This window comes from Alcanivorax sp. 1008 (genome assembly GCF_020667895.1).
Taxonomy (GTDB): domain Bacteria; phylum Pseudomonadota; class Gammaproteobacteria; order Pseudomonadales; family Alcanivoracaceae; genus PGZG01.
On the sequence record NZ_JAFMPS010000003.1, the window covers coordinates 163,174 to 176,070 of the forward strand.

The following is a 12,897-nucleotide window of genomic DNA, read 5'->3' on the forward strand; positions in this document are numbered from 1 at the left end:
GTTCAGGCACTTACAGTCGGCCTGGCACGCTGGGGTCCTCGGGTTTGAGTCCCGTCCGCTCCGCCATCGAAAAAGCGTATCCAGAGGATGCGCTTTTTTGTTTTTACGGTAGTCAGTCCGGCATATCAGTTCAGGCATGAACTGGTTGTCAGTGGAGAAAACGGATGCAGTCTTTCAGAAAGTTCATTCGTGGTCCGGTGGGCATGGTCCTGTTGGTCCTTTTTGTTGTGCCATTCATCATTACTGGTTTCTACGGGTACTTTGAGTCCAGCGGCAGTGCTGACGTTGTGGCAGAAGTTGAGGGCGTTCCGATCTATGGCCGTCAGGTTAATGAGCGTGTCCAGCAAATGCGCCAGCAGGTACGTCAGCAAAGCCCGGATGTTGACCCTCGGCTACTGGACAGCTTTATCAATGCAGAGATGGTGCTCGAAGGGCTGATCTCCAACGAACTGATTGCTCTGGAAGCACGCCGGGCAGACATGGCCGTGTCCGAAGATATGGCGGCTCGGATGGTTTACGAGGTGCCTCAGTTTCGTGATGAGAACGGCCAGTTTTCGCCGGACATGTTCGAGCGCTTTGTTCGCTCTCAGGGCATGACCCAGCGTTCCTTTATAAGCAACTTGCGCCGTGAGCTGGTGCTGAATCAAGCGCGTAGCGGTATTCAGGATACCGACTTTGCCTTGCCGGCGGAGGTCAGTGAGCAACGCAGGTTGGCCGAGCAACGCCGTGATATACGCTATCTCCGCAAGAGTGTTGCCGAGGTGGGCGCCGGGCACGATGCTACCGACCAGGAAATTAGCGACTGGTATGAGGCTAATCAGGCTAGCTTCCTTAGCCCGGAGGCTCTGCGTTTGCAGTATCTGGTAGTGGATCCGGCGCAGGTGGATGACTCCACTGAGGTGAGCGAAGAGCAGATTGCGGCGGAGTATGAAGTGCGTCGTGCGGCTATGGAGCAGGTTGCAGCCCGAGCCGAGCGTCGCAATGCTGCGCACCTGCTGGTCAGCATCAACGACGAGCGCAACGAAGCGCAAGCCCAACAGCGAATTTCCAGCTTGCAGGACCGTTTGAATATGGGCGAGGACTTTGCCGCGCTAGCGAAAGAGGCTTCTGATGATATTTCTACGGCTGCCGCAGGTGGTGATCTTGGCCCAGTGGGTCGGGGTGATCTGCCAGAGTCCATGGAGCAGGCTTTGTTCGCTTTGGAAGAAGGCGAGGTATCACAACCGGTGCGCACCGACTCTGGCTATCATCTGGTTAAGCTGAGTTCTGTGCGAACCCGGGATTTGCCAGCCATGGAAGACAGTCGTGAGGATATTATCCGCGACCTGCACCGTCGCGCTGCAGAGATGAAAGCCGTTGAGATGGCCGACCGCCTTGAGGAGCTGGCATTTGAGCACAGCGATTTACAGACGCCAGCCGCGGAGCTGGGTCTAGAGATTCAGACCACTGACTGGCTGACTCTGGCTAGTCCCACGGGGCTGTTGGCTGAGGCAGAGGTGCGTGAAGCCGTGGTTTCTCCCGCACTGCGCGACCAGCGCCTGAATAGCGAGCTGATCCAGCTGGCCGATGGTCGCTCTTTGGTGGTGCGTATTGATGACATAAGGCCAGCCGCACCAATGCCGATTGCTGAGGTTAGCGATCGAATTCGAGCCGCTATTCAGCGCGAAAAAGCATTGGCAGACATTGATGGCCTGACGGAATCTGCCCGTCAGGCGGTTGCAGAAGGTAAGGGTCTGGATGCCCTCGCTGAGCTGGTGGGCGCTCAGGTAGTCGAGCAGAAAGATCTACAACGTACCAACGTTGAGCCCTCTGCCGAGGTCGTTAGAGCTGCATTTCGAGCTCCTAGACCGGCCCAGGACGATACCAAGATTGATGTGATGCGTCTTGCCAATGGTGACTTGATAGCGATAGCGGTGGTTGCTGTGCGCGATGGAGGTGTCGAGCTGGATGAGACTCAGCAGGCCATGGCATTGGCAGAGCTTGGTGCGGTGGAGGGGAGCCGGAGCTTGCGCCATGCACTGGCATTGCTGCGTGATACTTCGAGCATCGATGTCTATGAAAGTCGTCTTAATCCGGCACAGCTGGATTAATGCTGGAAGATAGTAATAAAAAAGCCGGCTATGCCGGCTTTTTTATTACTCAGTATCGGTTGCTTGAATCCTTATTAGTCTTCCGGCAGCGCCATGGCAGAGGTGTTGGCGCCGGCATCCACGTACATGATTTCACCAGTAATACCGGATGCCAGATCGGAGCACAAAAATGCTGCTGCATTACCGACTTCTTCAATGGTCACGTTGCGACGCAGGGGAGCTTTGGCGGCATTGTGATCCAGCATTGCGCGAAACTTCTTGATGCCTGAGGCGGCCAGAGTACGAATTGGGCCTGCAGAAATTGCGTTAACACGGATGCCTTCCGGGCCGACGCTGGCGGCCAGGTAGCGTACCGAGGCCTCCAGGCTTGCCTTGGCCAGACCCATCACATTGTAGTTTGGCACGGTCTGCCTGGATGCGTGATAAGTCAGCGTTAACAGGCTGCCGTTGCGACCCTTCATCATTTCTCGACCGGCCTTGGCCAGTGCGACAAAGCTATAGCTGGAAATATCGTGAGCGATGCGGAAGCCCTCTCGGGTTGTTACATCGATATAGTTACCATCAAGCTCATAGCCCGGGGCAAAGCCAACCGCGTGGATAATGCCATCAAGACCGTCCCAGTGCTTCTTCAGTTCGACAAACACGGCGTCAATTTCTGCATCACTCACTACGTCGCATGGAAAACATAGTTCTTCCCGGCTGCCGTAGGCCTGGGCAGCCTTGATGACTCGCGACTTGAGTTTGTCATTCTGGTAGGTGAAAGCCAGTTCAGCGCCCTCGCGGTGCATCGCTTCGGCTATGCCGGTGGCGATAGAGCGGTCGCTGGCAACGCCAACGATGAGGTAGCGCTTGCCTGTCAGAAAACCCATGGTGATCTCCCTTGATCCTGATATTAGCGCCCAAGTATAGGCAGTTAGCGGGGCTTCGCCAGTGGCGGGATGTAAGCAATCCTGTTAAATCTGCCTGAGGCGTTCATCGAAGGCCGCGTCAAGCAGCATCCGGGTGTAGTCCTGCGAGGGGGTGGCGAAAACCTGCTCGGTGGGGCCTGACTCAACAACATGGCCATGACGCATAACAATCAAATGATGACTGATGCTGCGCACGACCTTCAGGTCGTGGCTGATAAACACATAGCTCAAGTTGTAGCGGCGCTGCAGGTCACGCAGAAGCTCCAGCACCTGATGCTGGATACTACGGTCCAGTGCAGAGGTAGGCTCGTCCAGAATTAGCAGCTCTGGCCTCAGAATCAGGGCCCGGGCGATGGCGATACGCTGGCGTTGACCACCGGAGAATTCATGCGGGTAGCGATGACGGGCTAGTGGGTCAAGGCCAACTTCCTGAAGAATCTCGGCTACTCTCTGATCCCGCTCACTGCGCCCCATTTCGCGGGCATGCACGGTAAGGCCTTCAGCGATGATCTGGCCAATAGTCATGCGCGGATTGAGTGTTGCCCAAGGGTCTTGAAATACTACCTGCATGCGTTTGCGCAGTGGCGTGAGAGCCCGGCCGCGTAGCTCATTTAACTGAGTGGTACCCAGTCGGATGCTGCCACGACTGTCAAGAAGTCGCAGTATGGCTAACGCGAGAGTGGATTTGCCTGAGCCAGACTCGCCGACGATGCCAAGAGTCTCGCCCTGGCGTAGTTTGAAATCCACGTTATCCACGGCGTGGAACCAATCGTGCCGTCCCCAGCTGCGTTTCTGTTTAAACCACACACAGACCTCTTCGCCTTGTAGATGCATGGGCTTGTCCGTATCTGCACTTGGTGCTATGCCATGAGGTTCAGAGCTTAGCAGCTGCTGTGTGTATGGGTGCTGTGGCGCGGCGAGCACCTCTCGGGTGATGCCAGACTCGACAATTTTTCCGCGGTTCATCACTGCCATATCTTCAGCATAACGCGCCACCACGCCGAGATCGTGAGTGATCAGTAGTACGGCCAGATTCATATCCCGCTGCAGCTCTTTGAGTAGATCAAGGATGCCTTGCTGAACAGTGACATCCAGCGCGGTGGTGGGCTCATCGGCAATCAGCACAGACGGATTGTTGGCCAGCGCTATGGCAATCATGACCCTTTGGCGCTGACCGCCGGAAAGCTGATGAGGGTAACGGCCAAGCATTCTTTCTGGTTCCGGGAGTTGTACTCTCTGGAGTAACTCAAGACTGCGTTGGCGAGCTTGTTGGTCTGACAAAGCCTGGTGTATCTGCAGGCTCTCTGCCAACTGCCGCGCGACGGTATGCAGGGGGTTCAGCGCCGACAGAGGTTCCTGAAAAATAATTCCTATACGGTGGCCTCGTAGAGCGCGTAAACGTAGCGTCGAAGCTCGGCTAATGTCCTCGCCATCAAGCAGTATGCTTTCTACTTGGTAATGAGCTTGCGGGGGGAGAAGCTGTGGCACTGACAGGGCAGTCAGAGATTTTCCGGAGCCTGACTCTCCCACCAGAGCAAGCATTCTCCCCGCCTGTAGCGCAATGCTGACGTCGTCCACGGCGGGAGCATCTTGCCCGGGAAAGTTTATGGTTAGGTGATTGATTGCCAGACGCGCGGTCATTGCAGGTACTTCCTCGGGTCAAAAGCATCCCGCACGGCTTCACCAATAAAAATAAGTAGTGACAGCATAAAAGCGAGCGACACAAATGCACTGATACCTAGCCAGGGGGCATGCAGATTAGCCTTGCCTTGGCCAAGTAATTCTCCCATCGAGGGTGAGCCGGGCGGCAAACCAAAACCGATAAAATCCAGTGACGTTAGGGTGACAATTGAACCGTTAAGAATGAATGGCATAAAGGTAAGGGTGGCAACCATCGCGTTGGGCAGAATGTGGCGAAACATGATCATTCGATCGGACACACCCAAGGCCCGGGCCGCGCGCACATAATCCAGGTTACGGCCGCGAAGAAACTCGGCTCGTACCAGATCAACCAGTGCCATCCAGGAAAAGAGCAGCATTATTGCCAGTAGCCACCAGAATCCGGGTTTTACAAAGCTGGACAGAATAATAAGTAGATACAGTGTGGGCATGCTTGACCAGATCTCTAGAAAACGCTGTCCGGTTAGATCAACCCAGCCACCATAATAACCCTGCAGCGCGCCGACAATGACACCAATAATACTGCTGGCAATGGTTAGTAGTAGGCCGAAAAAAAGCGATATACGCAGCCCGTATATGATCCTCGCCAGAACGTCCCTGCCTTGATCATCGGTGCCCAGCCAGTTCTCTGCTGACGGTGGTGCTGGTGACGGCACGGAGAGGTCGTAATTAATGGTGTTGTAGCTGAAGCGGATCAGAGGCCAAAGCATCCAGCCATCTTGCTCAATCAGGTCGCTGACAAAGGGATCCCGATAATTGGCCTCGGTTTCAAACATGCCGCCAAATTCCGTTTCCGGGTAAGCAAACAGTATTGGAGAATAGAGTTCTCCCTGAAAGCTGAGCAGAATGGGCTTGTCGTTTGCGATAATCTCTGCTGCGCTGCAGATCATGAATAGCAGCATGAAAATCCACAATGACCAATAGCCGCGACGATTGCTGCGGAACGCCTGCCACTGCCGCTGACTAACCGGGTTCTTTAGTAGCATCAGAACTCCCGTCGATCAAAGTCGATACGTGGGTCGACCAGCACATAGGTAAGATCACTGATCAGCTTCAGTAGCAAGCCGAGCAGCGTAAATATAAACAAGGTGCCGAATACCACCGGGTAGTCACGGTTAATTACGGATTCAAACCCAAGCAGACCAAGCCCTTCCAGAGAAAAGATGTACTCGATCAGCAATACCCCGGTAAAGAACATGCCCACGAAGGCTGCAGGAAAGCCGGCGATGATAATCAGCATGGCGTTACGGAATACATGCCGGTAAAGCACCTGGTTTTCACTCAGGCCTTTGGCCATGGCGGTTTGAACGTACAGCTTGCTGATCTCATCAAGAAACGAATTTTTGGTGAGCATGGTTAAGGTGGCAAAGTTGCCGATCACAATAGCGATAGTAGGCAGGGTGATATGCCACAGGTAGTCGGTGATCTTTCCCAGCCAAGATAGCTCCTGCCAGTTGTCTGAAGTCAGCCCACGCAGTGGAAACCAGTCTAGATAGCTGCCTCCGGCGAACAACACAATCAGCAAAATCGCGAACAGGAAGCTGGGGATGGCATAGCCCACAATAATCGCACTGCTGCTCCAGACATCAAATGGGGTGCCATGCCTGACGGCCTTGCGGATACCTAGCGGGATTGAGATCAGGTAGGTGATCAAGGTGCTCCACAGACCAAGGGAGATAGATACGGGAAGGCGCTCAACGATTAGCTCGGTTACAGGGCGGCCACGGTAGTAGGAGTCACCAAACTCGAAGCTGGCATAATTCTTCAGCATTAGTACAAAGCGTTCCAGAGGCGGCTTGTCAAAGCCGTATAAGGCTTCTATCCGAGCGATCAGCTCAGGAGGCAACCCCTGTGATCCGCGATAGCCACTTGAGTCGCTTGCTGAGCCACCGCTCGAGCCGCCACTCTGAATCATGTCGGCGCTGGTGCCGGCGAACTGGCCAGTGGCGGAGGTATGCATGCCTTTCAGTTCGGCCACCATGCGCTCAACGGGGCCGCCGGGGGCGGCCTGCACAATGACAAAGTTAAGCACCAGAATGCCAAACAGGGTGGGCACAATAAGCGCCAGGCGGCGCAGCACATACCAGCTCATCAGGGTTTCTGCCACCATGCATCAATCGGCAAACCATAGGGCGGGTTCACCTGTGGCCTCGCCAGGGTGCTGCGATATGCTACCCGGAAGCGATTTACATGCCAGTTTGGTACGACGTAGTGGCCCCACTGCAGTACCCGATCTAATGCCCGACAGGCCACCACCAGTTGCTCACGACTCTGAGCGCGGATGATCTGCTCTACCAATGCGTCCACAGCCGGGTTTTTAAGACCGATGCGGTTGCGCGAGTCTGACATGTCTGCTGCAGATGAGTGCCAAAAGTCACGCTGCTCATTGCCTGGCGAGTTGGACTGTGGGAACACTGCAATAATCATGTCGTAGTCAAATTTACGTACTCGCTCCAGATACTGGGTCGGATCGATCCGGCGCACATTTGCATCAATGCCAAGGGCTTTCAGGTTGCGGGAAAAGGGCAGAGCGACGCGTTCAAAAGCGCCACTATCCAACAGGATCTCGAAGCGTACCAAGGTGCCATTTGGCGTTTTCAGTTGATTTTTCTCGATCGTGTAGCCCGCAGTCTGGAGCAGATGCTGGGCACGTTGCAGGTTTTCTCTTGGGCGTCCTGAGCCATCGGTTTTCGGTGGCTGGTATTCCTTGTCAAATACTTCCTTTGGAAGCTGCTTGCGAAATGGCTCAAGCAGTTCCAGCTCTGCTGCGGAAGGCAGTCCAGTGGCGGCCATCTCAGAGTTCTGAAAAAAACTCCGCGTGCGCGTGTACTGGCCATGAAACAGGTTCTGGTTAGACCATTCGAAATCCATGGCCAGGCCGATAGCTTCGCGAAGGGTTCGATCAGTGAACAGCTCGCGGCGCTGATTCATAACGAAGCCTTGCATGCCGCTTGGCAGACTATGAGGGATTTCTTCGAGAATGATCTCCTTGCGCGTCAGCGCCGGGCTGGTGTACCCCGATGCCCAGTCCTTGGCGCTGCGCTCCAGTCGCCAGTCATAGGCACCCCCTTTAAATGCTTCCAGCGATACGGTTTCGTCCAGAAAGTATTCGAACGAGACATGATCGAAATTATATTGGCCACGATTCACCGGCAGATCTTTAGCCCAGTAATTGTCACGACGTTGATATACAACTCGGCGGCCTGGTTGAAAACTTTCGACTTCGTACGGGCCACTGCCGATAGGTACTTGCAGAGACGGTTTGCTGAAATCGTGGTCCTTCCAGTGATGCTTGGGTAGCACCGGCATCTGGCCAACAATAAGTGGCAACTCCTTATTTTCGCGAGTTCGAAAGTGGAAGCGCACGCTATGGTTGTCAATGGCTTCGACTCGTTCCACGTCACCATAATAGTAGGCATAGAATGGCGAGCCCTTATCGGTCAGTAGATTGAAAGAAAACACCACGTCCTCGGAGGTGACAGCCACGCCGTCTGCAAAACGTGCTTCCGGGTGAAGGTGATAGGTGACGTATGAGCGATCCGCTGCCAACTCAATAGTCTTTGCCAGAAGCCCATATTGGGTAAAGGGCTCATCCTGACTGGGAGTGGTCAAGGTGTCATATAGATAGCCCGTGCCTGCTGCCGGGTTTCCCTGTGGAATAAACGGGTTAAAGCTGTCGAAGGTGCCAATGACATGGCGGCGCAGAGTGCCACCCTTAGGGGCATTTGCATTGACGTAGTCAAAGTGACTGAAGTTAACACCGTATTTCGGCTCGCCATGCATTGCTATAGCGTGCTTGCCGGGAGAGGCGTGAGCAGAAGTAGCCAAGGCAAAAAGTATTGGAGCAAGCAATATGGATTTCAGCATCAGAACTTCCTGTTATGGTTATTGCGAGCGTTCTGCTTCGGTCATCCACCAGGTTTCGGTGCCAAGGACATAAGGCGTGGCGGAGGCCGGTCGTTTAAAAAGATCCCACCAGGCTAGCCGATGTCGGCCCAGATACCAGTGCGGAATCGTATAGTGGCGCCACAGCAGCACCCGGTCCAGTGCGCGCAGTGCCGCCCGGTAGTCATCCAGTGTGGAGGCAGACAGTACCTTGCCGACCAGGCCATCAATCACCGGGTCCTGGATGCCAGCGTAATTACGCCCGCCATTCATGTCAGCGCTGGAGGAGTGCAGATATTCAATGAGCTCCACGCCAGGGAAAGTGTTCTGCGGCAAAACAAAAAGGGTGACATCAAAATCAAACTGATCAAGTCTCTGCTTGAAAGAGGCTGGGTCAATGGAGCGATAACTGGCGTCAACGCCAAGCGCCTCCAGGTTTCTCAGCCAAGGCTGGATAACCCGGTCCATGCCCGGGCTATGGTAATTAAGGATTTCCAGTGACAGCGCTTCGCCTGTTTCCCCGTGCACCAGCTTTTTGTCTCGTATCAGGTAGCCCGCCTTATTGAACAGGGCCATCGCTAGCTGCATATGGCGGCGATCCCGTCCGGAGCCGTCACTGACAGGCAGGGAAAAGGGTTCGCTAAACAGCTTTTCCGGTAATTGCTGCCGAAATGGCTCCAGCAGGGCAAGCTCGGCCCCGGAAGGCACGCCGCTGGCGCTGTGCTCGCTGTTTGGGAACCAGCTCAATTGGCGCTGATAGGCGCCATTGAAAATATTCCGGTTGGTCCATTCGTAATCAAATAGCAGGCCGAGGGCCTGGCGAATATCCGGGTTGTTGAATGGTGTGCGGCGTTGGTTAAAGAAAAATGCCTGAGTTCCCTGGGCGATACGGTGAGGGATTTCAGCGCGCTTGACCCGGCCATCGCGTACCGCGGGGAAATCGTAGGCGGTGGCCCAGTGCTTGGCAATGTAGTCGAGGTGAATGTCGTAACGGCCGGTTTTGAAGGCTTCGAAGGCGACCTCTGCATCGCGGTAGAAATCTATAATTACTTGATCAAAATTGTAGCGACCGCGATTTACTGGCAGGTCGCGCCCCCAATAGCCTGGGTCCCTCTGCAGGGTAATCTGTCTCCCCGGCTGGATACCGGCGACTCGGTAGGGCCCACTAATAACCGGGGGTGTGAGTGTCGGTTTGCTGAAGTCTTTGTCCTGCCAATAGTGTTTTGGCAGGACCGGAAGTTGGCCGGCGATCAGTGGCAGCATGCGCCGATGCTCACCGGTAAAATGGAAGCGCACCTGATGAGAGTTGATGATGCTGACCTTGTCGATCTGCTGATAACGCAGGGCATAGCGTGGGTGGCCTTGATCACGCAGCAGGTTGAAGGAAAACAGCACGTCATCAGCGGTAATTGGCGTGCCGTCCTGAAAGCGGGCTTCGTCACGTAGCTTGAATGTGCACTGGTTCAATTGGGGGTCGCAGTTGATGGATTCTGAAATAAGGCCATAGGCGGCACCTGCTTCATCTCCGACGCTGTTATGTGCGTCAGCGCCCATCAATAGGGTGTCGGTCATTTCCAGAAAGCCGAAGACATAGGCGCCGGGTGTGTTGGCGGGGCTACGTCCTGCGAGGATGTAGGGGTTGATACTGTCGAAATCACCACTGCCAAGCAGCTTCAGGGTGCCGCCCTTGGGGGCACTTGGATTGACGTAGTCAAAATGATGGAAATCGGCGGAGTATTTTAGCACTCCAAAAGGGTGGTAGCCGTGCTGTGGAGCTGCGCTGCAAACCATGGCGCCGGCGGTCAGTAGAGCGCCAGCACCAAGACGTCCAATAGCCCATCGACTAGGGCGCATAGCGAACATCCACATACAGCGTTAGTTGCTGACCGGGCCGCAGGTAGCGGCTGGTGTTAAGTTTATTCCAGCTGGCAATCTGGCCGACGGACACGTTAAAACGGTTCGCGATTCGGTGCAGGGAGTCACCTCGTCGAACGGAGTAGTTGACCCGACGGACCATCTCCGGGCGATCCACAGAGGGCGCAGTTACGGTGGTGTTTGACTTGCTCCAGATCACCAGTTTTCGGCCAACGCTCAGCGTGTCTCCCGGAGCCATGCCGTTCCATTTGGCCAGCTCTTTAGTGCCCACGTTATGGCGGCGGGAAATTGTCCACAGGCTGTCGCCACTTTGTACCCGATACTCTATCTTACTGCGCCCCGCAGGCGCTTGATTCTGCTTTGCTTCAAGGCGGTTGTCGGCACTGAGCCGATAGGCGTCGGCGCTCGCGGCGGGCTGGGGGATAAGCAACTGGCGTCCGGCAACGATGATGTTGCTGCGCAGGTTGTTGCTTTGCCGCAAGGCATCAATAGTGGTGTTGAACCGCTTGGCAATGCCTCCCAATGTATCACCCGAAGCGATTGTATACTGCTGCCAACGGAGCCGTTGCTCGGCCGGCAGCGAGGCCAGCTTTTGCTCCAGCTCGCTGGCCCGGGAATACGGGACTAGCAAGCGGTGCGGGCCGGCTGGTGGAGTACTCCAGCGACTATAGCCGGCGTTAAGGTAATAAATTTCCTTAACGTCGGTGCCACTCATGTCAGCCGCTAATTGCAGGTCCAGTTGGCCGCCGGTGTCGACTACCGCGAAGTAGGGTGCATTGGCTATCGGCTGCAAGGTCACTCCGTAGCGTTCCGGGTCGCGAACAATCTGGCTGATAGCAATCAGTTTGGGAACATAAGCGCGGGTCTCTTTGGGTAGCTGCAGGTTCCAGTAATCTGTTGGGCGTTGTTGCTGTTGATTGCGGCGAATGGCCTTTGAGACGGTGCCGCCGCCGGAATTGTAGGCGGCCAGTGCCAGCTCCCAGTCACCGTCAAAACGTTTCGCGAGTCTGGAAAGATACTCAAGTGCTGCGTCGGTTGATGACAGAATGTCGCGCCTTCCGTCATACCAGTAATCCTGATGCAGGCCAAAGGCTTTGCCAGTAGAGGGAATGAACTGCCAGGGCCCGGAGGCGCGGCCATGGGAATAGGCAAACGGGTCAAAGGCACTTTCCACCACTGGCAGCAGGGCCATCTCCAGTGGAACCTGTTTGGCTTCGGCGCGCTCGACAATATGGTAGAGGTAGCGCTGTGCCCGGGTGGTCACTCTCTCAATATATTGAGGATTGCGGATTAGCCAATTGCGCTCGGCAGTAATGCGAGCATTATCAATGTCCAGATTGAGGCTGAAGCCGCTACGCAATCGCTGCCAAAGGTCTGAGCCAGTTACCGGCAGGCTTTCAGGTCGGGCTTCTGGCCAGTCCGTATCACCGCACAGCAGAGCAATATTTCCCTCTTCAGAGGCAGCCGCCAACATCGGCCCGAACTCGTCCAGAGGATCGTAATCACTGATGGAAGGCGCTCGCGAGGCACAGCCCTGAACGATCAGTATTACGCTGATTGTGGCAAGAATTTTTTTCATCACAGTAAAAAGGTTACTCACATCGGGAGAATAGAAGGCCATTGAGCGGCCAGCAAGGTATCAGAAATGGTCTTTCTTTGTCCGTAATGCTGTAAAGACCGAAAGTCGGTCAGTCGGTTCCGTAGAGCCGTCGTTTAAGGCTGCCTGAAGGTCGGCTTCATGGCAGCGTAGAAAAAGGTTACTGCGCAACTCCTCGGCAAGAGTGGAGGGCAGGCTGGGTTGATCCGCGTCCCGCAATGCGGACACCTGCTGCTGCCGTCGGATCAGTGCCGGATCGCTCGGCAGAATGCTGCGGGCGAAGGCCAGGTTGGAGGTCGTATATTCATGGGTGCAGTAGATCAGGGTTTGCTCGGGCAGTTCGCTGAGTCGGTCCAGCGAGGCCAGCATCTGTGCTGGACTGCCCTCGAACAGCCTGCCGCAGCCGCCGCTGAACAGGGTGTCACCGCAGAAAAGCAGCGGTTTATCAGGCTGCACGGTGTAATAGGCAACGTGGCCAAGGGTGTGCCCGGGGACAGCGATCACATCGAGGCGGATTGACGGTTCCGTCAGGATGACTTGATCGCCGTCGTCGACCGCCATGGTTACGCCGCGGATGGATTCCTGCTTCGGGCCGTACACTGGCACCGGCCAGCATTCAGTCAGGGCGTCTATGCCAGCGGTATGATCAGGGTGGTGGTGTGTAATCAAAATGGCTCGCAGGGTAACGCCGAGCCGGTCGAGCGCTGCCATCACGGGCGCTGCATCGCCTGGGTCGACCACCACGCCGTTACCGGCCGAATCATGGATCAGCCAGATATAGTTATCTTGAAATGCAGGAATAGCGATTACAGATAGCATCGGGGCGGGAACAGATCAGCAAGCCTTGATAGACTGTCACCAT

The 12,897-nt window shown here is 55.3% G+C and carries 9 protein-coding genes; 1 reads left to right on the top strand and 8 read right to left on the bottom strand.

Features of this window, described 5'->3' with window-relative positions:
• The first annotated feature begins 164 nt into the window (after positions 1-164).
• Complete coding sequence (locus J1C54_RS06130) at positions 165-2,090, top strand: SurA N-terminal domain-containing protein (RefSeq protein WP_229145892.1); 1,926 nt, start codon at positions 165-167, stop codon at positions 2,088-2,090.
• A 74-nt stretch (positions 2,091-2,164) separates the two neighbouring features.
• Here the strand turns inward: J1C54_RS06130 and J1C54_RS06135 are convergent, their stop codons facing one another.
• From J1C54_RS06135 to gloB, 8 genes are all read right to left on the bottom strand, one after another.
• The gene (locus tag J1C54_RS06135; RefSeq protein WP_229145893.1) at positions 2,165-2,959 is read right to left on the bottom strand and encodes an enoyl-ACP reductase; all 795 of its coding nucleotides are present in this window, start codon (positions 2,957-2,959) and stop codon (positions 2,165-2,167) included.
• 84 nt (positions 2,960-3,043) lie between these two features.
• Complete coding sequence (locus tag J1C54_RS06140; protein ID WP_229145894.1) at positions 3,044-4,639, bottom strand: ABC transporter ATP-binding protein; 1,596 nt, start codon at positions 4,637-4,639, stop codon at positions 3,044-3,046.
• The gene (locus J1C54_RS06145) at positions 4,636-5,664 is read right to left on the bottom strand and encodes an ABC transporter permease (RefSeq protein ID WP_229145895.1); all 1,029 of its coding nucleotides are present in this window, start codon (positions 5,662-5,664) and stop codon (positions 4,636-4,638) included. The genes J1C54_RS06140 and J1C54_RS06145 overlap by 4 nt, the downstream gene beginning before the upstream one ends.
• A complete protein-coding gene (locus tag J1C54_RS06150) occupies positions 5,664-6,770 on the bottom strand; it encodes a microcin C ABC transporter permease YejB (protein ID WP_229145983.1) in 1,107 nt (368 codons plus the stop codon). Before J1C54_RS06150 ends, J1C54_RS06145 begins: the two co-directional genes overlap by 1 nt.
• Positions 6,770-8,545 (bottom strand): extracellular solute-binding protein, encoded by a 1,776-nt coding sequence (locus J1C54_RS06155; protein ID WP_229145896.1) that lies wholly within the window; start codon positions 8,543-8,545, stop codon positions 6,770-6,772. The genes J1C54_RS06150 and J1C54_RS06155 overlap by 1 nt, the downstream gene beginning before the upstream one ends.
• Before the next feature lie 18 nt (positions 8,546-8,563).
• Positions 8,564-10,417, bottom strand: coding sequence for an extracellular solute-binding protein (locus tag J1C54_RS06160; RefSeq protein WP_229145897.1), 1,854 nt, complete (start codon positions 10,415-10,417; stop codon positions 8,564-8,566).
• Positions 10,407-12,059 (bottom strand): LysM peptidoglycan-binding domain-containing protein, encoded by a 1,653-nt coding sequence (locus J1C54_RS06165; protein ID WP_229145898.1) that lies wholly within the window; start codon positions 12,057-12,059, stop codon positions 10,407-10,409. Before J1C54_RS06165 ends, J1C54_RS06160 begins: the two co-directional genes overlap by 11 nt.
• Before the next feature lie 18 nt (positions 12,060-12,077).
• Positions 12,078-12,854, bottom strand: a complete 777-nt coding sequence (gloB, locus tag J1C54_RS06170; protein ID WP_229145899.1) for a hydroxyacylglutathione hydrolase — start codon at positions 12,852-12,854, stop codon at positions 12,078-12,080.
• Positions 12,855-12,897: the final 43 nt, after the last annotated feature.